Source organism: Streptomyces sp. Y20 (assembly GCF_043195475.1).
In the GTDB taxonomy this organism is placed as follows: Bacteria; Actinomycetota; Actinomycetes; order Streptomycetales; family Streptomycetaceae; genus Streptomyces.
Map to the genome: position 1 here is coordinate 963291 of NZ_JBIDDP010000001.1, position 21851 is coordinate 985141.

20 protein-coding genes are annotated in these 21851 nt (G+C 74.0%); 5 read left to right on the forward strand and 15 right to left on the reverse strand.

Annotated features, from left to right (window positions below):
• Positions 1–18 precede the first annotated feature (18 nt).
• Positions 19–219 carry a DUF1918 domain-containing protein gene (locus tag ACGFT1_RS04160; RefSeq protein ID WP_373907443.1) on the forward strand — a complete coding sequence of 67 codons (201 nt, stop codon included), beginning with the start codon at positions 19–21 and terminating at the stop codon, positions 217–219.
• A gap of 1 nt (position 220) precedes the next feature.
• Here ACGFT1_RS04160 and ACGFT1_RS04165 read toward each other — a convergent pair whose 3' ends face one another.
• Positions 221–1492: a glycoside hydrolase family 10 protein gene (locus ACGFT1_RS04165; protein WP_373907444.1), complete on the reverse strand. Its 1272-nt coding sequence runs from the start codon at positions 1490–1492 to the stop codon at positions 221–223.
• 168 nt (positions 1493–1660) lie between these two features.
• On the opposite strand from ACGFT1_RS04165, the gene ACGFT1_RS04170 reads away from it, so the two are divergent.
• Both ACGFT1_RS04170 and ACGFT1_RS04175 read left to right on the forward strand, forming a co-directional pair.
• Complete coding sequence (locus tag ACGFT1_RS04170; protein WP_361987854.1) at positions 1661–2536, forward strand: 3-hydroxybutyryl-CoA dehydrogenase; 876 nt, start codon at positions 1661–1663, stop codon at positions 2534–2536.
• 194 nt (positions 2537–2730) lie between these two features.
• Positions 2731–2991, forward strand: coding sequence for a hypothetical protein (locus ACGFT1_RS04175; RefSeq protein WP_361987856.1), 261 nt, complete (start codon positions 2731–2733; stop codon positions 2989–2991).
• On the opposite strand, the gene ACGFT1_RS04180 is transcribed toward ACGFT1_RS04175, so the two are convergent.
• From ACGFT1_RS04180 to infC, 10 genes are all read right to left on the reverse strand, one after another.
• Entirely contained in the window at positions 2988–3524 is a 537-nt protein-coding gene (locus ACGFT1_RS04180) for an NUDIX hydrolase (protein WP_373907445.1), read from the reverse strand. The two genes, ACGFT1_RS04175 and ACGFT1_RS04180, sit on opposite strands and share 4 nt — an antisense overlap.
• A gap of 65 nt (positions 3525–3589) precedes the next feature.
• The gene (locus tag ACGFT1_RS04185; RefSeq protein WP_373907446.1) at positions 3590–4930 is read right to left on the reverse strand and encodes a transcriptional regulator; all 1341 of its coding nucleotides are present in this window, start codon (positions 4928–4930) and stop codon (positions 3590–3592) included.
• 221 nt (positions 4931–5151) lie between these two features.
• Positions 5152–6219 (reverse strand): PP2C family protein-serine/threonine phosphatase, encoded by a 1068-nt coding sequence (locus ACGFT1_RS04190; protein ID WP_373907447.1) that lies wholly within the window; start codon positions 6217–6219, stop codon positions 5152–5154.
• A gap of 244 nt (positions 6220–6463) precedes the next feature.
• A complete protein-coding gene (gene pheT, locus ACGFT1_RS04195; RefSeq protein WP_373907448.1) occupies positions 6464–8968 on the reverse strand; it encodes a phenylalanine--tRNA ligase subunit beta in 2505 nt (834 codons plus the stop codon).
• Positions 8968–10092, reverse strand: coding sequence for a phenylalanine--tRNA ligase subunit alpha (gene pheS, locus ACGFT1_RS04200; protein WP_356824695.1), 1125 nt, complete (start codon positions 10090–10092; stop codon positions 8968–8970). Before pheS ends, pheT begins: the two co-directional genes overlap by 1 nt.
• Before the next feature lie 136 nt (positions 10093–10228).
• Positions 10229–11374 carry an ATP-binding protein gene (locus ACGFT1_RS04205; protein WP_373907449.1) on the reverse strand — a complete coding sequence of 382 codons (1146 nt, stop codon included), beginning with the start codon at positions 11372–11374 and terminating at the stop codon, positions 10229–10231.
• Between the two features lie 49 nt (positions 11375–11423).
• Entirely contained in the window at positions 11424–12284 is an 861-nt protein-coding gene (locus ACGFT1_RS04210) for a TrmH family RNA methyltransferase (RefSeq protein WP_373907450.1), read from the reverse strand.
• Positions 12285–12511: 227 nt separating this feature from the next.
• Positions 12512–12895, reverse strand: coding sequence for a 50S ribosomal protein L20 (gene rplT / locus ACGFT1_RS04215; RefSeq protein WP_373907451.1), 384 nt, complete (start codon positions 12893–12895; stop codon positions 12512–12514).
• Positions 12896–12992: 97 nt separating this feature from the next.
• Entirely contained in the window at positions 12993–13187 is a 195-nt protein-coding gene (gene rpmI, locus ACGFT1_RS04220) for a 50S ribosomal protein L35 (protein WP_003977225.1), read from the reverse strand.
• A gap of 114 nt (positions 13188–13301) precedes the next feature.
• A complete protein-coding gene (gene infC, locus ACGFT1_RS04225) occupies positions 13302–13970 on the reverse strand; it encodes a translation initiation factor IF-3 (RefSeq protein ID WP_373907664.1) in 669 nt (222 codons plus the stop codon).
• A 362-nt stretch (positions 13971–14332) separates the two neighbouring features.
• On the opposite strand from infC, the gene ACGFT1_RS04230 reads away from it, so the two are divergent.
• Positions 14333–14689: a DUF1844 domain-containing protein gene (locus tag ACGFT1_RS04230; protein WP_373907452.1), complete on the forward strand. Its 357-nt coding sequence runs from the start codon at positions 14333–14335 to the stop codon at positions 14687–14689.
• Positions 14690–14713: 24 nt separating this feature from the next.
• Here the strand turns inward: ACGFT1_RS04230 and ACGFT1_RS04235 are convergent, their stop codons facing one another.
• The 3 genes from ACGFT1_RS04235 to ACGFT1_RS04245 form a co-directional block, all read right to left on the reverse strand.
• Positions 14714–15445: an SseB family protein gene (locus ACGFT1_RS04235; protein ID WP_373907453.1), complete on the reverse strand. Its 732-nt coding sequence runs from the start codon at positions 15443–15445 to the stop codon at positions 14714–14716.
• A gap of 304 nt (positions 15446–15749) precedes the next feature.
• Positions 15750–16922, reverse strand: a complete 1173-nt coding sequence (mycP, locus tag ACGFT1_RS04240) for a type VII secretion-associated serine protease mycosin (protein WP_373907454.1) — start codon at positions 16920–16922, stop codon at positions 15750–15752.
• Complete coding sequence (locus ACGFT1_RS04245) at positions 16919–17848, reverse strand: hypothetical protein (protein ID WP_373907455.1); 930 nt, start codon at positions 17846–17848, stop codon at positions 16919–16921. Before ACGFT1_RS04245 ends, mycP begins: the two co-directional genes overlap by 4 nt.
• A 1540-nt stretch (positions 17849–19388) precedes the next feature.
• Here ACGFT1_RS04245 and ACGFT1_RS04250 point away from each other — a divergent pair.
• Positions 19389–20591: an amino acid deaminase/aldolase gene (locus tag ACGFT1_RS04250; protein ID WP_373907456.1), complete on the forward strand. Its 1203-nt coding sequence runs from the start codon at positions 19389–19391 to the stop codon at positions 20589–20591.
• Positions 20592–20598: 7 nt separating this feature from the next.
• Here ACGFT1_RS04250 and ACGFT1_RS04255 read toward each other — a convergent pair whose 3' ends face one another.
• On the reverse strand, positions 20599–21834 hold the full coding sequence (locus ACGFT1_RS04255; protein ID WP_373907457.1) for a haloacid dehalogenase-like hydrolase: 1236 nt from the start codon (positions 21832–21834) through the stop codon (positions 20599–20601).
• Positions 21835–21851: the final 17 nt, after the last annotated feature.

Below are 21851 nucleotides of genomic sequence, written 5' to 3' on the forward strand. Positions count from 1 at the left end.
CGTGAGGAGGGCCCGTCCATGCACGCATCCAAGGGCGACCGCCTTGTCCAGCACGGCAGGGTGGTCGGCCAGCACGACCAGGTCACGGAAGTCGTCGAAGTGATGGGTCAGGAGGGCAATCCGCCCTACCGGGTCCGTTTCGCCGACGGGCGGGAGGCCGTGATGTCCCCCGGCCCCGACTGCGAGGTCCGTCATCCGCAGGACCGGGCACAGCAGTAGGTCAGCGCGGTGGCACCGCCGACCGCCGGTAGTGGTCGGCGACCACCCGTGCCATCGCCCCGACCGGGTCGGCCGCGACCTCCTCGGCGGCGAAGAAGACGTGCCCGCGCACCTCGGGGTACCGCGCGGCCAGGGTGAGGTGCCGGGACAGCTCGACCGGGTCCTGCCAGGGCGAGGGCTGCCCGGCGGCACCCGCCTTGTACAGGGCCTCGCCGATGTACAGCCGTGTGCGGGTGCCCCGGGCGACCTCTGCCCACCAGGCCACGAGCTCGGCGTAGTCGGCGGCGGCGAAGCCGATGTGCCAGTACAGCTGCGGCACGATGTAGTCGATCCAGTTGCCGCGGACCCACTTGCGGGTGTCCGCGTACAGGTCGTCGTACGTCTGCACCCCCGCCCGCGTCTCGGAGCCGCGCGCGTCGGTCGAGGCGTTGCGCCACACTCCGAAGGGGCTGATCCCGAACCGGGTGCCGGGCCGGACGCGCCGGATGTCCGCCGCCGTCTCCCGCACCAGCTTGTCGATGTTGTCCCGCCGCCAGGCGGCCCGGCCGGGGAAGGCACCGCCGTACCGGTCGTAGGCGTCCTCGTCGTCGAAGGTCTGCCCGGCGACCGGATAGGGGTAGAAGTAGTCGTCGAAGTGGACGGCGTCGACGGGGTACCGGGCGACCGCGTCGAGCATGGCCCGCCGCACGAAGGCACGGACCTCGGGCAGGCCGGGGTTGTAGTACAGCCGGCCGCCGTAGGGCACCACCCAGTCCGGGTGCCTGCGCGCCGGGTGGGAGGGGGCCAGCCGGCCCGGGTCGGTGTGGTTGGCGATCCGGTACGGGTTGAACCAGGCGTGCAGTTCCAGGCCCCGGGCGTGGGCCTCCCGCACGGCGGTGCCGAGGGGGTCCCAGCCGGGGTTCCCGCCCTGGGTGCCGGTCAGGTACTCGGACCAGGGCTCGTACGGCGACGGCCAGAAGGCGTCGGCGGTGGGCCGCACCTGGAAGACGACCGTGTTGAGCCGGCGGCGGGCCGCGTGGTCGAGGTGGGCGATCAGCTCCTTGCGCTGGGTGCTCGCCGGGAGGCCGGGCCGCGAGGGCCAGTCCCGGTTGGCGACCGTCGCGAGCCAGACGCCGCGCATCTCGGCGCCGGTGCGCGGCAGACGGTACGACCCCGGGTGCGCGCCCGGCGCCGGGACGGCGGCCTCCGCCCCGGCGCCCGCGGTGCCGCCCGCCGCCGTGGCCAGCGTGGACAGCGCGGCCAGCGTGAAGGTCCGCCGTGACATGCGTCCCATTCGCACACCCCCATACGCTTCGGATCCGCCTCGTCACGGATCGTTCCGCGCTCCAGAATGCCCCCACCCGGGCGATCGATCATCGATACTTGGCGGTAACGTGCACGATCGGAGCAGGCACCGAACCCGGAGGCCTGCCGAGCGAGCCGGAGAAGCGAAGGGGACGATGTGACGGGCATCCCAGGGGGAGACATTGCGCGCGTCGGGGTCGTGGGCTGCGGCCAGATGGGCGCGGGCATCGCCGAGGTGTGCGCCCGCGCGGGACTGGACGTGAAGGTCGCCGAGACCACCGGCGAGGCCCTGGAGATCGGCCGCACCCGGCTGTTCAACTCCCTGGGCAAGGCCGCCGAACGCGGCAAGATCACCGAGGAGGACCGGGACGCCACGCAGGCGCGCCTGAGCTTCACCACCGACCTCGGCGAGTTCGCCGACCGGGATCTGGTGATCGAGGCCGTCGTCGAGAACGAGCAGGTCAAGACCGAGATCTTCCAGGTGCTCGACCAGGTGGTGACCCGGCCCGACGCGATCCTGGCCTCCAACACCTCCTCCATCCCGCTGGTGAAGCTGGCGGTCACCACGTCCCGGCCGGACCACGTCGTCGGCATCCACTTCTTCAACCCCGCCCCGGTGCAGCAGCTGGTCGAGCTGATCCCGGCGCTCACCACCTCCGAGGGCACCCTCAGCCGCGCCCAGCTCTTCGCCGAGAAGGTGCTGGGCAAGCACGCCATCCGCGCCCAGGACCGCTCCGGGTTCGTGGTGAACGCGCTGCTCGTGCCCTACCTGCTGTCGGCCATCCGGATGTTCGAGTCGGGCATCGCGAGCCGCGAGGACATCGACAACGGCATGGAGATGGGCTGCGCCCATCCGATGGGCCCGCTGAAGCTGTCCGACCTGATCGGTCTGGACACCATCGTCTCCATCGCCAACTCCATGTACGCCGAGTACAAGGAGCCGCTGTACGCCGCTCCCCCGCTGCTCCAGCGCATGGTCGAGGCAGGCCGGCTGGGCCGGAAGGCCGGCTCCGGCTTCTACACCTACGGCTGATCACCCAGAGCGACGCCCTGCGGGCCCGGCACCGGATACGGTGCCGGGCCCGTCCGTTTCACACACCGTGTGCGCGCCGGGCACGCATATGCCTGTCGCACACGCTCCCCACGCGCCCACCAGGCGAGTTGACTCTCCATGCGCACGCAAGGGAAGCGGAACCATCCATTTCGACTACCGAGAGGAACGGGCCCGTGACGGTCGATCCGGAGCATCCCGTGATCCATGGAGAACTCGCAGAGTTACGGCGCCGCCTCGACGTGGCCTACGCCCGCGTCGAGGGCGGACTGGCGCTGCTGCGTCACCGTACCGAGGAGACCGCCAAGGAACTGGACGAGCTGAACTCCCGGCTGGCCTCGCTGGAACACGCGCGCTGGCCGTTGCCCTCGCTCGCCGCACTGACCGCGCTGGGCGCGCTCGCGGCGACGATCTGGCAGGCGCTGACGGCCCATTAGTCCTGGGCGAGCCTGAGGTGGTGCAGCAGGAGTAACGCGGCTGCCATGTTGGCGGCCGGGACCTCCCCGCGGGCGATCAGGTCGGGGACGAGTTTGAGAGGGACCCATTCCCGCCGGTCCGACTCGAAGTCGTCCACGGGGTGTCCGACGTACTCACCCCGCTCCGACCAGTAGATGTGGTGCCGGGCGTCGGTGAGGCCGTTGGACGGCTCCACGCTCATGAGGTGGTGCAGGGGTCCCGGCCGCCAGCCGGTCTCCTCCTCCAGTTCCCTGGCCGCCGCGCGCGCGATGTCCTCGCCGTCCTCGACGACACCCGCAGCCAGTTCCCACCCCCAGCTGTCGGTGATGAACCGGTGCCGCCACAGCAGCAGCACCTCGTTCGCCTCGTTGACGACCGTCGCCACCGCCACGGGCCGCAGCCGGATGACGAAGTGGTCGAGGTGCCGGCCGTCCGGCAGCTCGACATCGGCGAGATTGACGCTGAACCAGCGGTTCTCATACACAGTTTGTTCGTTCTGTTTCGTCCACTGCACGGTATTGCCACCTTCCGCTGAGTAAGTGGCAATATCGCAGCAGTGACGGTGCGCCTACAGTGCGCCTACAGCGGCACGCGCAGTGCTCCGTCGATGAGTTCGGCGGCCTCGGCGGTGCCGGCCGAGCCGCAGCGCAGCAGATGGTCACGCACCGCGCGGAGTCTGTCCCGCAGCCGCTGGGACTCCATCCCGCGGGCCTGTTCGGCCATCTGCACGGCGGTGGCCGCCGCCCGGTCGGCGTTGCCCCGGCGCAGCTCGATGGTGCTCAGCATCGCCAGCCGGTGCACCCGCCCCCGGTCGTGCGCGGGGTTGTCGACGGCCGCGGCCGCGTGCTCCCGGGCGCCGCTGAGGTCCCCGAGGCTGAGGAGCGCCTCGGCCACCTGCACGTTGACGAGGCCCGGCTGGACGTACCCGGTCTCGGCCGGCTCGTGCCCCCGCCGGATCCGCCCGGCCGCCGTCTCCGCGCGCCGGATGCAGAACAGCGCGCTGCCGCTGTCCCCGAGGTGCGCGTACGCCTTGGCCTGCATCGCGTACAGGTCGGAGGCGAGCGCCGGGGTGATGTGCCGGCCGGCGGTGCGCAGCGCGGCCTCGGCGAAGGCGACGGCCTGCCGGTACTCCCGCATGAACAGCGACTGGTTGACGAGCAGGGCTATCACGTACGCCCCCAGTCCCCGGTCCCCGCTGGCCTTGGCCAGGCGCAGCGCCTGGTGGAAGTAGCGCTGGGCGAGCCCGTGCGCGTCGGAGTCGTACGCGCAGATGCCCGCGATCGCCACGAGCCCGCCGGTCGCCCGGTGCAGCTGGCGGCCGGTGGCGTCGGTGTAGCCGCCGCGCAGCAGCGGCGCGGCCTCGGCGTTGAGGAAGCCGACGACCCGGCTCCGCGTCGCGATGCCCCCCGCCTTGCGGTACATCTGCTCGTAGTGCGCGCGGGCGGCCCGGAGCATCTCGATGTCGGACGCGGTGACCGCGTGCCGGCCGCCCCGTGAGACGTCGACGTCCTCGGGCGGGTTCTCCCACTCCCACACCGGCATCACGGCCGGGGTCCCGGTGACGGCGGGCGCCCCGAGCACGTGGGACCGCTGCTGCTCGTCGGACCGCCACAACGCGGTGGCCCGCTCCACGAACCCGTTGAGCGAACCGGTGTGCGGGGTGCTGGGGCCGCCGGGCACCCCGAGGCCGATGTCGTCGAGCGTGACGGGCCGGTGCAGCCGTGCCGCCAGCACCTCGCAGATCAGGTCGGGCACCTGGCCGCGGGGCCGCTGCCCCTTCAGCCACCGGGCCACGGCGGTGTGTTCGTAGCGCAGCGCGAGACCGCGGGCGCGTCCCGCCTGGTTGACGTGGGCGGCGAGACCGGCGTGCGAGATCCCCGCCTCGTCCAGGATGGCGTCGAGCAGAGTGTTGGGCTGCATGGGATGCCCCCCGAGTGACCTGGTGCCGTCAGCGTAGTGGGTCCGCCTTCACACGGGGTGTGAACGCAGTGCCCGCGTCCGCGCGGCGCACGCGCTGTCGCCGCGGGCGCCGCGCCGGTTCACTGGGCTGCCTCGCGAGAGACCGGCCGGGCCGCCGGCTCCCCCTCAGACAGCGGCGGCCCGGCCGGGCGGCGCCCCGAAGGCCGGCGGCGCCCCTGACCTCAGCGGCGCGTCGTCGGCTGCGGACGCGTCGAGGCCGGGCGGGCGGCTCCCCGCGCGCCCGGCGGCCGTCTGTCCTTCCGGTCGTTGCGCAGGACCAGGAGCGCGACGTCGTCCGTTGGTCTCCCGCCGGTGTGGCGCAGCAGCGCGCCGAAAACCGTACGCAGCACCGTCTGCGGGGAGGCCGGCTGGTCGCGCACGGCCTCGCTGAGCGCCTCCGGCAGGGAGAAGAACCGCCCTCGGCCGTCCCGGGCGTCCTCCGCGCCGTCCGTGAACAGGACCAGGGACTCGCCCGGCAGCAGCCGGCCGCAGGGCTGGGGCTCCGGCTCCGCGGGCGGCGGGAACGGGCCCAGCGGCGGCAGCGGATCCGTGCGGGTGAGCGGCTCGACCCTCGTGCCCCGCAGCACGTACGGCCACGGATGGCCGCAGTTGAGGGCGCGGAGCGTGCCGTCCCGGTCGATCTCCAGGAGCAGGACGGTGACGAACTCCTCGGCGACCGGGCTGTCGGGGGCGGGGACGCCGCACGCGGGGTGTTCCGCGCGGGCGCGTTCGCGCAGATGGCGGCCGAGGGTGCGGTCCAGCCGGTGCAGCACCCCACCCAGTCGGGGCTCGTCGTGGGCGGCCTCGCGGAAGCTGCCGAGGAGGGCGGCGACGGTGCCGAGGGCGGCCAGACCGTGCCCCCGTACGTCGCCCATCACCACCCGCACCCCGTGTTCGGTGGCGATGGCCTCGTACAGGTCGCCGCCGACACTGGCGCCCCGGTCGGCGGACAGCTGGGCGGCGCCGACGTTGAGTCCGTCCAGCCAGGGCGGCAGTGGACGCAGGACGACGCTCTGCGCGGCGCACGCCGCCCGCCGGGCGAACCGCAGCTCCCGCAGCAGGGCGCGCCGGACGTGGAAGATGAGGGCGGTGCCGACGGCGAGGAACACGGCGCTGGTGACCAGGCGCGCCCCGAGCCCGTCCTGCCGGGCGAGCGGGCACCCGTATCTGTAGCCGACGGCCACGGCTCCCCAGAGTGTGGGCAGTACGGTTCCTCGCGCGGTGGGCGCCCGTGCCTTGATGCGGATCATGCCTCTGGTCCCCCATATGGGCCCTGACAGAGCGGACGGACCGGCCCCGGAAGGCCGGTCCGATTCTGCCGACGGCATGAGCCGGTGGGACCGGATCACCTGCGATTCCCACCCGAACGAGTGAGACTCCGCGGGCCGGGCCGCATTTATGCAGCTGACAGGGGGTTGCGCGCGCTCCCGCGGGGGGTGGCGCACGGCGCGGCCGGCCACGGGGAACCCGTGGCCGGCCGGTCGGCATGCGCGCTCAGCTGCGCAGCGCCGCTCCGGTCCGCTCGCCCGCGAGGGCGACGGCCGCGTCCCGCGCGGCGGACGCCTCGTCCACGGTCAGCGTGCGGTCGGACGCCCGGAACCGCAGGGCGTACGCCAGCGACTTCCGCCCGTCGCCCAGCTGCTCGGCGTTCTCGTACACGTCGAACAGCCGGATCGACTCCAGGAGTTCACCCGCGCCCTCACGCAGCGCGGCCTCGACGTCGGCGGCCGGCACGAACTGGTCGACCACGAGGGCGACATCCTGCGTGGCCACCGGGAAGGCCGAGATCCGCGGCCCCTTCACCGGACCCGCGCTCGCCTCCTCCAGCACGTCCAGGTCCAGCTCCATCGCGCAGGTGCGCGCCGGCAGGCCCAGGGCCTGTACGACCCGCGGGTGCAGCTCGCCGGCGTACCCGACGACCCGCTCGGTGCCGTCCGCCGTGACCGCCAGCTCGGCGCAGCGGCCGGGGTGCCACGGCCCGTACTGGCCCTTGCGGACGATCAGCTCGGTGCCGGTCTCCCGGGCGATGACCCGCGCGGCCTCGACCGCGTCGGCCCAGCCGGCCGGGCGGCCCGTGCCCCACCAGCCGGCCTGCTCGCGGGCGCCGGCGAGGACGACGGCGGCGTGCCGGGGCTGGACGGGGAGCGCCTCGGTCAGGGAGGCGATCTCCTCGGCCGTGGGACGCCGGTCGACGGGCAGCCGGACCGCGGCCTTCGCCTCCGCACGCGGATGGAAGACCAGGCCCGTCTCGAACAGCGCCAGGTCGTGCGACCCCCGGCCGTCGTTGCGCCGCAGCGCGGCCAGCAGGCCCGGCAGCAGCGTCGTACGCAGCGCCGGCTCCTCGTCGGAGAGCGGGTTGACCAGCGTGACGACCGCGCGCTTGGGGTCGTCCGCCTCCAGGCCCAGCCGATCCAGGACCTGCTCGCCGATGAAGGGGTAGTTCGGTGCCTCGACGTAACCGGCGCCGGCCAGCGCGCGGCCGACGCGGCGGTGCAGCCGCTGCCGTTCGGTCAGGCCGCGGCCCGCGGGGGGCTTGGGCAGCGTGGAGGGCAGGTTCTCGTAGCCCTCCAGGCGGATGACCTCTTCGGCCAGGTCGTTCGGGTCGGTCAGGTCGCCCCGCCAGGACGGCACGGTGACGACCAGCTCGTCCTGCCCGTAGACGTCGCAGCCGATCTCCTGGAGGCGGCGGACCACTGTCTCGCGGCCGTACTCCACGCCCGCGACCCGGTCCGGATGGTCGGCCGGGATGGTGATGGTGCGCGGCGCGGAGGGCGCGATCACCTCGGTGACACCCGCGTCGGCCGTGCCGCCCGCGAGGAGCACGAGCAGGTCGACGGTCCGCTGGGCGGCCGCCGCGGCGGCCTGCGGGTCGACGCCGCGCTCGTAGCGGCGGGAGGCCTCGGAGGACAGCTTGTGACGGCGGGCGGTGCGTGCGATGGAGATCGCGTCGAAGTGCGCGGCCTCGATGACGACCTCGCTGGTGGTGCCCTCGGTGTCGTCGATCTCGGTGTGGGCGCCGCCCATGACGCCGGCGAGGCCGATGGGGCCGCGCTCGTCGGTGATGACCAGGTCCTGGGCGTCGAGGGTGCGGGTGACGCCGTCGAGCGTGGTGAGCCGCTCGCCGGCCTCGGCGCGCCGCACGCCGACGGGGCCCTGGACGCGGGCGCGGTCGTACGCGTGCAGGGGCTGGCCCAGCTCCAGCATCACGTAGTTGGTGACGTCCACCGCGAGGGAGATCGGGCGCATGCCGGCCTTCTGCAGCCGGCGCTGGAGCCAGATCGGGGAGCGCGCCTCCGGGTCGAGGCCGGAGACGGTGCGGGCGGTGAAACGGTCGCAGCCGAAGGGGTCGGAGACCTGGACCGGGTAGCCGTAGGCGTTCGGTGCGGGCACGTCCAGCAGGGCCGGGTCGCGCAGCGGGAGGCCGTAGGCGATGGCGGTCTCGCGGGCCACGCCGCGCAGCGACAGGCAGTAGCCGCGGTCGGGCGTGACGGCGATGTCCAGGACCTCGTCGACCAGTTCGAGCAGCTCGATGGCGTCGGTGCCCACCTCGTACTCCGGCGGGAGCACGATGATGCCGTGCGTGCCGTCGTCACCCATGCCCAGCTCGTCCGCGGAGCAGATCATGCCGTGGGAGGTCTTGCCGTAGGTCTTGCGCGCGGAGATCGCGAAGCCGCCGGGCAGCACGGCACCCGGAAGGACCACGACGACCTTGTCGCCGACGGAGAAGTTGCGGGCGCCGCAGACGATCTCCTGGGGCTCACCGGTGCCGTTGGCCCGGCCGACGTCGACGGTGCAGAAGCGGATCGGCTTCTTGAAGCCCTCCAGCTCCTCGATGGTGAGCACCTGGCCGACGACGAGCGGCCCCTTGAGGTCGGTGCCGAGCTGCTCGACGGTCTCGACCTCGAGGCCGACCGAGATCAGCTTCTCCTGGACGTCGCGCCCGGTCTCCGTCGCCGGCAGGTCGACGTACTCCCGCAGCCAAGAAAGCGGGACCCGCATCAGATCTCCATCCCGAACGGCCGGGTGAACCGGACGTCACCCTCGACCATGTCTCGCATGTCTTCGACGTTGTGGCGGAACATGAGCATCCGCTCGATGCCGAACCCGAAGGCGAAGCCGCTGTACCTCTCGGGGTCGACGCCGCAGGCGGTGAGGACCCGCGGGTTGACCATGCCGCAGCCGCCCAGCTCGATCCAGCCCTCGCTGGAGCAGGTGCGGCAGGGCCGGTCGGGGTTGCCGACGGACTCGCCCTTGCACACGTAGCAGAGCATGTCCATCTCGGCGCTCGGCTCGGTGAAGGGGAAGTAGTTCGGACGCAGCCGGGTCTTCATGTCCGGACCGAACAGCGACTGGACCATGTGGTCCAGGGTGCCCTTGAGGTCGGCCATGGTCAGGCCCTCGTCCACGGCCAGCAGCTCGATCTGGTGGAAGACCGGGGTGTGGGTCGCGTCCAGCTCGTCGGTGCGGTACACCCGGCCGGGGCAGACGATGTAGACCGGCAGCTCGCGCTCCAGCAGGGCGCGGGCCTGCACGGGCGAGGTGTGGGTGCGCAGGATGACACCGGAGTCGCCGTTCTCGCCCTTGGGGCCGTCGACGAAGAAGGTGTCCTGCATCTGCCGGGCCGGGTGGTCCGGGGTGAAGTTGAGGGCGTCGAAGTTGAACCACTCCGCCTCGACCTCGGGCCCCTCGGCGATCTCGTACCCCATGGACACGAAGACGTCCGCGACCCGCTCCATCATGGTGGTCAGCGGGTGCCGGGCGCCGGCCGGGACGCGGTCGTACGGAAGTGTGACGTCCACCGCCTCCTCGACCAGGACGCGGGCGTCCCGCTCGGCCTCCAGTTCCACCTGGCGCGCGGCGAGGGCCTTGTTCACGGCGCCGCGGGCCATGCCGACGCGCTTGCCGGCCTCGGCCTTGGCGTGCGGGGGCAGGGCGCCGATCTCGCGGTTGGCGAGGGCCAGCGGGGAGGCCGGGCCGGTGTGGGCGACCTTCGCCTCGTGGAGCGCGTCGAGCGAGTCCGCGGCGGCGAAGGCGGCGAGCGCCTCGTCCCGCATGCGCTCGATCTCTTCCGGTTTCAACGCCTCGACCTCGACAGGGTCGTACGACTTATTCGGTGCCGACATCTCTTCCCGTACTTCCGATTGGCTGGCGGATGGTCCCCGTCACCGGCTGATGGACGGTGCGTCCGGCTTTCGGGACACAAAGGTGCCAAAGGCCGAGTCTAACGGGGTGGAGGTGTGCGGATGCGCCCGTGGGCCACTAGGCGAGATACGCCGGGGCCGCCACGGGCAGCGTAAAGCGGAACTCGGCGCCGCCGCCGGGGGCGCGGCCGACCGTGATGGTGCCGCCGTGGACCTCGACGATGCCCTTGACGATGTACAGCCCGAGGCCGGTGCCGCCGCGCTTGCTGCCCCGCCAGAAGCGGGTGAAGACGCGGTTCATGGACTCCTCCGGGATGCCGGGCCCCTCGTCGCTCACCGTGACCGACGTGGCCGCGTTCTCGCCGTCCTCGCCCTCGCGGGGGGACGCCGAGGGCGTGACGTCAATGGTGACGGTTCCCTCGCCGTGCCGCACGGCATTTTCGATGAGGTTGCTCAGGACCTGGTCGATCTTGTCGGGGTCGGCCCACAGGGCGGGCAGCGGCTGTTCGACGCGGAGCAGGAAGCGGTCGGCGGGCTGGCCGGCGGCGACGTAGGCCTGGATGTGCCGGGACACCGCGGCCCCGATGTCGACGGGCTGCCGGCGCACCTCCAGGCGCCCGGCGTCGATGCGGGAGATGTCGAGGAGTTCGGCGATGAGGCGGGTGACGCGGTCGGCGTCGGCGTCGACGGTCTCCAGCATGAGCCGCTTCTGGTCGTCGGTGAAGCGTTCCCACTTGGCGAGAAGGGTGGCGGTGAAGCCCTTCACGGAGGTGAGCGGGGAGCGCAGCTCGTGCGCGACGGTGGCGATCAGCTCGGCGTGGCTGCGCTCGGTACGGCGGCGGGCCTCGGTGTCCCGCAGGGAGACGACCACGCTGCGCACCGGCCCCAGCGGCTCGTCCCGCACGTAGCGGGCGGAGACCAGCACCTCCCGGCCGCCCGGCAGCAGCAGGTTGCGCTCCGGCTGCCGGACCCGGATGGCGAGCCCGCCGTAGGGGTCGGTCAGCTGCCACCAGCGGCGGCCCTCCAGGTCCTCCAGCGGCAGGGCCCGCTCCAGCGGCCGGCCGAGGGCGTCGGCGGCCCGTACGGCGGTGATGCGGGCGGCGGCGGCGTTGAAGCAGACCACGCGGCCGTCCGCGTCGGCGACGACGAGGCCGTCGGGCAGCTGGTCGGGATCGAGACCGAGGGCCGCGTCGCGGTGCCGGGGCGCGGAGGCCTGTCGCGCGTCCCGTCCCCCCGGCGCGGTGCTCGTGCCGGCCACAGTCATCCCCGTACCCCACCTCTCAGACCGCGCAGGCCCCGAGTTGGTCACCCTACTAGCTCTGGGTGACGGATCGGCACCCTCCGAAGGCGCGCTGTGCGCGGGCCGACGCATAGAGGCATACGGCGGCGGCCGTGGCGAGGTTCAGGCTCTCGGCGCGCCCGTGGATGGGAACGCGTACCACGGCGTCGGCGAGGGCGCGGGTCTCCTCGGGGAGTCCCCAGGCCTCGTTGCCGAACACCCACGCGGTCGGCCCGCCCATGGTGCCCCGGTCCAGCTCCTCGTCCAGGTCGCGGTCCCCGGCGCCGTCGGCGGCCAGGATCCGCACCCCCGCGTCCCTCAGTCCCGCCACGGCACGCTCGACGGGGACGCCGACGGCGACGGGCAGGTGGAAGTGGGAGCCGACGGAGGCGCGCACGGCCTTGGGGTTGTACAGGTCGACGGAGGCGTCGGTGAGGACCACGGCCTCGGCGCCGGCGGCGTCGGCGCAGCGCAGCACCGTGCCGGCGTTGCCGGGGTCGCGCACATGGGCGAGGACGGCGACGAGCCGGGGGCGGGCGGCGAGGATGTCCTCGAAGGGGGTGTCCAGGAACCGGCAGACCCCGACCAGCCCCTGCGGGGTGACGGTGGTGGAGATCTCGGCGATGACCTCCTCGGAGGCCAGGTGCAGCCGGGCGCCCGCGTCCCGCGCCTCTCCCACGATGTCGGCGTAGCGCTCCGCGGCCTCGACGGTGGCGAACAGCTCGACCAGGGTGGCCTGCCCGCCGGACCGGTGCCCGGCGGCCTCCCTCACGGCCTGCGGGCCCTCCGCGAGGAAGAGCCGGTCCTTCCCCCGGAAGTTCCGCTTGGCGAGCCGCCGCGCGGCGCTGACCCGGGCGGACCGGGGGGAGATGAGTTCGGGGGAGACGGGGGGCATCCTCTTACCTTCGAAAACTCGTGTCCGCCGCGGCGGCGACCGGCCGCGACGGCGGATTCAGGCGGTGCCGCACCCCGCTGCGGGGCGGGCGCGGTGTGTCCCGCGCCGCGGCAGACCCGCCCGTGGAACGGCGCGGCCGCCCTGGCCGCGCGGCGTCGTCGCAACAGCAGGACCCGCAAGCCGTGCAGCCTGCGGGTCCTTCGTCACATCGGCTCGTGGCCGGTGCGTCACGCAGCCTTCGGGGCGTTGACGTCCGACGGCAGCGCCTTCTGCGCGACCTCGACGAGCGCCGCGAAGGCGCTGGCGTCGTGCACGGCCAGCTCGGCCAGGATCTTGCGGTCGACCTCGACGTTCGCGGTCTTCAGGCCCTGGATGAAGCGGTTGTACGTCATGCCGTTGGCGCGGGCAGCGGCGTTGATGCGCTGGATCCACAGCTGCCGGAAGTCGCCCTTGCGCTTCTTGCGGTCGTTGTAGTTGTAGACCAGCGAGTGGGTGACCTGCTCCTTGGCCTTGCGGTACAGGCGCGAACGCTGACCGCGGTAGCCGGAGGCCTGCTCGAGGATCGCCCGGCGCTTCTTGTGGGCGTTGACTGCCCGCTTGACGCGTGCCACTTTTTAACTCCTTGTAGCGGGGTCGTGGTGGTGCTCACACGACCCGAAAACGATTCGGTCCCGGTCCAGACGCACGGCGCTCAGGCGCGCCGCGGCGTCACTTGCCGAGAAGCTTCTTGATCTTCGCGGCGTCGCCCGGGGCCATCTCGGCGTTGCCGGTGAGGCGACGCGTGACACGGGACGACTTGTGCTCGAGCAGGTGGCGCTTGCCGGCGCGCTCGCGCAGCACCTTGCCGGAGCCGGTGATCTTGAAGCGCTTGCTGGCACCGCTGTGCGACTTGTTCTTCGGCATAGCGCCGTTATCTCCTCGTCGGTGGCGCTCCGGTGCCCGGTCGTGAAACCGGGCACGATGGAGCGTCGCTCATTTCTGTCGGTTGCATCCTCGGGGACGCACGTCCCCCGGGGATCACGCCTCGGCAGGTTCCTCGGCGGGCACCTCGGCCTGGGCCTCGGCCTCGTCGTGCTCGTCGGCCTCGGCGGCGTTCTGCGACTTGCCGGGGTTCGCCTTCGCGTCGGCCTTGCGGGCCTCCTGCGCCTGACGGGCCTCGGCCATCGCCTCGGTCTTCTTCTTGTGCGGACCGAGAACCATGATCATGTTTCGGCCGTCCTGCTTCGGGTTCGACTCGATGAACCCGAGGTCCTGGACGTCCTCCGCGAGACGCTGCAGCAGTCGGTAGCCCAGCTCGGGGCGCGACTGCTCACGGCCACGGAACATGATCGTGATCTTGACCTTGTCACCCTGCTTGAGGAACCGGACGACGTGACCCTTCTTGGTGTCATAGTCGTGCGGGTCGATCTTCGGCCGGAGCTTCATCTCCTTGATGACCGTGTGCGCCTGGTTCTTGCGCGCCTCACGGGCCTTCATGGCCGACTCGTACTTGAACTTCCCGTAGTCCATGAGCTTGCACACGGGCGGACGGGCGGTCGCCGCCACCTCGACCAGGTCCAGGTCGTACTCCTGTGCAAGCTCCAGTGCCTTCGCGAGCGGCACGATGCCGACCTGCTCGCCACTGGGACCGACAAGTCGCACTTCGGGAACGCGAATCCGGTCGTTGATGCGGGGCTCGGCGCTGATGGATCCTCCTCGGTAGCACCACGCGGCGGTCTGGCGGACAGCCGCGTTACGTCTGTGTTCACAGGACCAACCGCGCCGAGGCACAAAAAATGCCCCGCACGATCACATGCGGGACTCCGAACGCTACCGGAGCACCGCCGCGATGCCGCGGGGCGCACTTTCGGGCGACTCCATCGTCCGTACGGAACGATGGTGGTCGCCTGACCGGATGACCCGCCGTCCCGGAGGATGGTCGGGTGGGAGATCGGAGCCTCCACTTGTGGGCCGCACAAAATGTCCGGCCGGTCGTCTTTCAGACTAGCAGCATCACCTGGCGGGGGCTAATTGAGGGAGGACCGCCGGGACCACCTATCGTGTGGGGCATGAGTGACACCCCTCCCGCATCCCCCGACTTCGACGCGATGACCCGGGACATCGCCGAGGTCCCCGCCGTCGAGGTGATCGTGACGGTCGCCGTCAACCTGATGAGCGCCGCCGCCGTGAAGCTCGGGCTGAGCGAGGAGGGCGAGTCGTACAAGGACCTGGACGAGGCCCGCAAGCTGATCAGCGCGCTCGCCGGCCTGCTGGACGCGAGCACGACCGAGATCAGCTCCTTCCACGCGGCCCCGCTGCGCGACGGCCTGAAGTCGCTGCAGCTGGCGTTCCGCGAGGCGTCGCTCGTCCCGGACGAGCCGGGCCAGGGACCGGGCGAGAAGTACACCGGCCCCGTCTACGGCTAGTCCGTCCGCGTCGACCGCACGCGTTCATCCGCGCACGTACAGGGGCTCGCCCGGCGGCGTGGTCCCGGCCGGCAGCAGTGCCAGGTCGAGGCCGCGTACCAGGCGGGCCCGCAGTGTCTCGTCGGCCGCCAGGCGTTCGGCGACCGCCCGGGCGGCCTCGGCGGGCGCAGCCGCCGGGTCGAGGACGAGCGCGAGGATGCCGTCGGCCCGCCCGGGCCCGAGGTGGGCGCGGAGCACGGCGGGTTCCGCCGCCACCGCCGTACGGACGGCCTCGACGACCGCGGGGTCGGCGAGCGGGTCGATGCTGGTGCGGCCCTCGGCGAGGGCGAGCAGCGCCGGGCCGGTCAGCTCGAACGGCACCGGGCCGGCCAGGTCCAGCACGACCGTGTCGGCCTTCTCGTGCGCGGCGGCCTGAAGCGCCTGGTGCAGGGGTACGGCGACCGGACGGGCCCCGGGGTCCCAGCGGGCCAGGGAGCCGGTGGAGGTGAAGGCGGGCAGCGCGGTGCGGTCGCCGGCCTTCAGGGTCGGGACGGCCATGTCGCTGGTCTTCTCGCGGCGCAGCCCGTTCTCGTCCTCCTCCACCTCCCCGAGCACGGCGACCACGGGGACGAGCAGGCGGGCGCCCTTGAGCGCCTCCAGGACGGGCCCCAGGGCGCCGCGGTCCTCGGCCCAGGCGGCGAGGGCGGCGCTCAGCCGGGGGTCGGCGGAGCCGTCGTCGTCGGAGAAGCCGGGGTCGGGGATGTTCTTGTTCGCCACGGTCACCGAGCCTATCGGGGGGAGGCCGCCGGCCGGCCGCGGGGCCGGTGACACCCGGCTCACAGGAATCCCGGCATTCCCTGACGCGGTCCTCAGCCCGGCCGCAGGGGACGCACACTCCGCGCCCCGGGCATCGCGGGCGGGAGTTCCCCGAGCCCGCCGTCGCCGCCGTGCGCGCCCCTCCCCGCGCCGTCCCCTCCTGTGCGCCGCGCTCGCCGTCGTCGCCGTGGGCGGGTCACCGCCGGCGCCACGGTCCGCGTGCGGGAGCGGGCGCGCCTCGATGTGAAGGCGGCCGTGTCCGCGTTCACCGCCGGCTGAGCCGTCTCCTCCTGCCGCCCCGCCACAGCAGGACGCCCGCGACCAGCAGGACCCCGCCGGCCCCGCCGGCCAGCGGGCCCGCCCAGCCGGAGGCCGAGGACGCGGTTCCGGGGGCGTCGGGACCGGTACCGAAGTACCGCTCGCCGTACGACGCCGGGCGCAGACGCTGCGGCTTCAGGCGGAGCGCCGACTCCAGGGCCGCCGCCGGGTCGATCATCCCGAAGCCCCGGGAGTCGTCCCGGCCGCCCACCGGCGCGTCCCGCGCGGTGTCCTCCAGCAGCTTCTTGATCTGCGCCGGGGCCAGGGCGGGGTGGGCGGACCGGATGAGAGCCGCCGCGCCGGAGACGAACGCGGACGCGGCGCTCGTACCCCAGCCCTCGTAGTACTTGTGGTCGGGGTCGGCGATGATGACGTCGACCCCGGGCGCGCTGACCGCCGCGTACCAGCGGCGGGTGGAGAACGAGGCGCGGGTGCCGTAGCGGTCGACGGCGGTGGCCGCGATGACGCCCGGATAGGCGGCCGGGTAGGAGACGTGGTCGCCCTTGTCGCCGCCGTTGCCCGCGGACGCCACGACGACCACGCCCTTCTTCAGGGCGTACTGCACGGCCTCGTCCTCGCCGGGCTCCGGATGCGCGGAGTTCGAGTCGTCGCCGAGGGAGAGGTTGATGACGTCGGCGCCGTGATCGGCGGCCCAGCGGATGCCGTCGGCGAGAGCGCTGCCACGCTCGGTACGGGCCTTGGCGCGGGCCGAGTCGCCGTCCTCCAGGATCACCCGCACGGGCAGGATCCTCGCCTCGGGGGCGACGCCCATGACGCCGTCCGCGTCGCCGGGACCGTGACCGTGGCCGGCGATGATCCCGGCCATGGCGGTGCCGTGCCGGGCCCACGTGCGGTCACCGGGCCCGGCACCGAAACCGATCATGTCCTTGGCCGGCAGGACGTTGCCGGCGAGGTCGGGGTGATCGGCCTCGACGCCGGTGTCCAGGACGGCGACGGTGACACCCCGGCCCCTGGTGGTCTGCCAGGCCCGGTCCAGGTGGAGGGCGGACAGGGCCCACTGCCGGTCGCGGATGCCGTCGGCGTGGGCGGTGGTGGCCGGCAGCAGGGCGAGGGAGCCGGCGAGCAGCAGGCTCAGCGCCGCCGCGCGGATGTGCGTCATGCGGGCTTCTCCGAGGCTGTGCCGACGGTCTTGCGCAGGCGCCGTTCGATGCGGTCGGCCAGGCCCTGCGCCTCGTCGCCGAGGCCGGCCTGGGCCGGGGCCGTGGTCGCGCCGGAGCCGACGGCGTCCGCGGCGGGCTGGGGGGCGTCGACGGCGCGGCCGTCGGCCCAGCCGGAGACGGCGTAGGCGACGACGGGGGCGTCGGTGAGGACGGAGATGGTCCATGACGCGCGCTGGCGGTCGCCGAACGCGGCGGCGGCCGTGCCCGGGGCGGCGTACGGCCGGGGCATCAGGTCGGCGCGCCGGTCCAGGTGCTCGGTGCGGAAGCGGGCGGCGAGCGCGGACATGGCGGCGGGGTCGGCCTCGGTGAACAGCAGGCCGACGGTGGTGACATGGCTCTGGGTGGCGTCGGTGTAGGTGGCGCGCAGCAGCCGCCGGCAGCCGACGGGAGCGAGGACCTTGCCCAGCAGCGGGTCGAAGGCGCGGGCGCAGCCGCTGTCCGGGGCGACGGCGATCCTGATCCAGGTGCGGTCGGCTCCGCCGGGACCGGCGCCGGTGCCCTGGACGGTGGGCGGGAACAGATCGTCCACGGGCACGCTGTGCCACAGCGTCCCGGCGGCCGTGTACGCGTCGGCGGAGACGTGGTCCCCACCGTCCCCGGTGAGCCAGCTCCCGGTGACGGCGCCACCGATGAGTCCGAGACCGAGCACGAGGCAGGCGGCGGCAGCGGCGGTGCGCGGCCCGAGGCGGCCGGGCGTACGCTCGCCGAACGCCTCGGGCACCGCGAACGTCACGTCGGGACGGGCGGCCGGGGCGGCACTCCAGGAGTGGGCCGGGTCGGGCGGGGAGCCCGCGGGGTGGGCGGACGCGAGCGGACTCCAGGCGCCGGTACCGGACGCGGGCTCGCCGGGCCCGTCCGCGTGCACGGCGGCCCCGTCCCGGACACGCTCATCACCGGCACGGGCCGCCCCGCCGACGCCGCCACGAGGTCCCCGCGCGGTCCCTGCGGGCCTCGTCGCCCCGGGCCGCCCCGACCCGGGGGGCATGTCCGACTTGGAAGGCGCGGAGGGTACCGGGGGTGCGGAGGGCACTGGGGGTGCCGACGGTACGCGGGGCGCGGAGGCGGGGCGCCGGGGTTGCGGGGGTGCGCAGGGGGGCGACGACGGCGAGGTGGCCGAGGACGCCGGGCGGAACGCGGAAGGAGGCGACGACGGCGAGGTGGCCGAGGACGCCGGGCGGATCGGGCGGAGCCGGGCCGTCGTCTCCGACGTTGTCTCCGCCGGGGCACCGCCCCGCCCCCTGAACTCCCCGCCGGGGCGCGATCGGGCGGTCACCCCGGAGGCCGTCCCGGGCGGGGTCTCCCCCGTGGCGACCGGGGCCGCCTGGGCCGCGGGGCGCTCCCCGCCCGCGCGGGCCGCCCGGCCGTCCGGGCTCGCCGGTGTCGTCGGTCCCGGCACTGCCGCCGGGGCCGCGGGGTCTGCCGGCGACGCCGGGTGCCCTGCCGGAGCCGCGGAGCCTGCGGGGGCCGTCTGACCTGCCGGCGTCACCGGACCTGCCGGGACCGCACGGCCTGCCCAGGCCGCCGGACCTGCCGGGCCCGCCGGACCTGCCGGAGTCGCCGGACCTTCCGGGCCCGCCGGGGTCGCCGCGCCCGGCCGTGGCGGCCGGACTGCCGAAACCCCCTGTGTCCCCTGCGGCCCGGAGGTCCCTTGTCCCCCCGAGGTCCTCTGGCCCGCCGGGGCCCCCCGGCCTGCCAGGGGCTCCTGGCCTGACAGGGTCCTGGGGCCGGACCGGCTCACCGGGGTCGTCGCGTCCATGCCTGCCGCATCCGCGGGTCGGCCGGGACGGCCGGACGGGCGGGGTGGGGCGGGGGCGCCCCGGTCAGGTTCGTGTCCGGGGTTCGGTGGGGCGTCGGGGAAGCGGGCCGACGCGGGAGGCGGCGGCGGGCTCACGGGGTCGGCGACCTCGGGTACGGCCCGGCCGGGCCGTGGGTGCGGGGCGCGGGGGGTGAAGACCGAGGGTTCGTCGTCGGGGTCGTAGGGGTCGCCGGTGAGTGGCGCGGAGGCCGGGCGGGCGGGGGTGGAGCGGGCCGGCGGATGCTGGGTACCGGGCGGGAGCGGCCCGGCGCCGGCGGGCGGTCCGGGCGGGGCCGACGGACGTCGCGGGACGGGAGCGTGCCGCGCTTCCGTGCTCATGCACTCCCCGTTTCCTCATGCCCGGGCCGTTTGTCGTACGCGGGCCGTTGTGCTGCTCGGCCGCGCCCGGTACGGAAGCTCCGTCGGGCACGCATACCCGTACGGCCGGACCGGCATCCCGGTTCAGACGGGTGTGCCGGGCGCGTCGCGCCGTACGTGCGCGTCACTCTACGGGTTGACGGGGGCCGGGACGGAACCGGTGCGCGGGCCCGCGGCATCTGCCCGGAACATCCCTCTACCCTGCGGTAATCCTGTCTGGCAGTCTTCCGTCATGACTGCGCGCGCCGTTGACCGGGCCCGTTACGACCGGGCCACCGCCCATCTCGACGCCCCTCTCGCGATCGTGGACCTGGACGCGTTCGACGCCAACGCCGCCGACCTGGTCCGCCGCGCCGGGGGCAAGCCCGTCCGCGTCGCCAGCAAGTCGGTACGCTGCCGGGCCCTGCTGGAACGGGTCCTGGCCCGGGACGGCTTCCAGGGCATCATGTCGTTCACCCTGGCGGAGTCGCTGTGGCTGGCGCGGTCGGGGTTCGAGGACATCCTGCTGGCCTATCCGTCGGCCGACCGGGCCGGGTTCGCCGAGCTGGCCGCCGATCCGAAGCCGGCCGGTGCCGTCACGGTGATGGTCGACGACCCGGCGCAACTGGACCTCATCGACGCCGCCCGCGACGGCGGGCGCGAAGTGGTGCGCGTGTGCCTGGAGTTGGACACGTCCCTGCGACTGTTCGGCGGCCGGGTACGGGTGGGCGCCCGGCGCTCGCCCCTGCGCTCTCCCGCCCAACTCGCCGAGCTGGCACGCTCGGTGGCCCGGCGGCCGGGGTTCCGGCTGGTGGGGATCATGGCGTACGAGGGGCATGTCGCCGGGGTCGGGGACGCGGTGGCCGGGCGGCCGCTGCGCTCGCGGGCGATCCGGCTGATGCAGGCCGCCGCCCGGCGGGAGCTGGCCGAGCGGCGGGCCTCGGTCGTGCGGGCGGTGCGGGCCGTCGTGCCGGACCTGGAGTTCGTCAACGGCGGTGGCACGGGCAGCGTGCAGCACACGGCCGCCGAGGCCGCGGTGACGGAGATCGCGGCCGGCTCGGGGCTGTATGTGCCACGCCTGTTCGACAACTACACCTCGTTCACGGGCCGTCCGGCCGCCCTCTTCGCCCAGCCCGTCGTACGGCGGCCCGGCGTGGGGGTCGTCACCGTGCTGGGCGGCGGCTACCCGGCCTCCGGCGCCGCCGGCCGCGACCGGCTGCCGGTGCCGTATCTGCCGGAGGGGCTGGCGTACGACCCCCAGGAGGGCCCCGGCGAGGTGCAGACCCCGCTGCTCGGCTCGCCCGCCGACGACCTGCTGGTCGGCGACAAGGTGTGGTTCCGGCACGCCAAGGCGGGCGAGCTGTGCGAGCGGTTCGACACGCTGCACCTGATCGAGGGGGACGCGGTGACGGCGGCCGTGCCGACCTACCGCGGCGAGGGGCGGACGTTCCTGTGAGGTCCGGTCAGTAGACCGTGTCCGGCTGGTCCGGCACCACCGAGCCGTCCGGGCGGCGCAGCGGTCCGTGCGTGCCGTCGGGCGCGGTGTACGCCGTGGTCGCGCAGGGGTAGGGCGCGGCCCGGCGCGGCAGCGGGGCGAGGAACATGGGGTTGACCAGCCAGCGGCCGTCCGCGTCGTCGTACGCCCGGCACATCAGCTCGGGCTTGTTGCGGTTGATCACGAGGTGGGCGCCGGTGGCGTCCCCGACGAAGGTGACGTCGGTGTCGGCGTCCCCGGCGGCGAGGGCGGGCCGCCGCTCGCGGGGCTGCCGCCGCCAGGCCCGCGCGCCCCGGACGCCGTACACCTCCTCGTCGAGCAGGCAGCGCTTGCCGTCGATGTACGGGATCACCGCGCCCCGGCCGCCCGGGACGCCGCCGCAGCCCTCGGTGCGCACGGTGATCCGGCCCCGGCGGTCGAGGACCGGGCGGATGGCGAGGGTGTGCGCGGCGTCGACGCCGACCGCGCGGGACCAGACCTCGGTGACGGGCTCGACGCCGGCCGAGACGACGTACACCCGGAAGCCGGCGCGGTGCAGGGTGTCGATCAGGGCGCGCTGCGGGGCGTAGTAGCGGACATAGGCGGGGACCGTGTGGGTGCCGAGGACGCGGGTCGCGCCGACGGGGGCGGCCAGGGCCTCGCGGCGGGCGGCGCGGGCGTACGCGGCGAGCTGGGCGGGGGTGCGGCCGGCGAAGAGCGGGGACACCCAGGCGTACTGGGGGACGGTACGGCGGTGGTTCCAGTGTCCGGCGAAGGCGGGGGCGCCGCTCATGGTGGTGCCGTTCTCGCGGATCTCCACGATCTCGTCCGTGCAGCGGGGCCGGGCCGAGGTCGGCAGGGAAGCGCCGGCGCCGGTGCCGCAGGCGGCCGTGAGGGCGCGGTCGGCGGCATCGGTCAGCCAGGCGCTGGTGTCCTTCCAGCGGGCCGGGCGTGGCAGGCGGTCGTGGCGCAGGGCCCAGGAGAGGGTGGCGTCGGTGACGTCGTTCTTGGTGAGCGTGTTGTCCCAGTCGAAGGCGGCGACCGCCCCGGTGCGTCCCGAGCAGGTGCCGTAGGCGTCGATGACCTGTTGCAGACGGGCGCGGTTGTCGCCGTACCAACTGCCGTGCAGGCGCGGGCAGTCGCCGGGGCGTGCCGTCGTGGGCGCGGTGGGCGCGGCCGCCAGGGCGGCGGCCGCGGCCAGGAGCCACGCAAGATGCTGTCGCATATGCGCGGACCGTACAC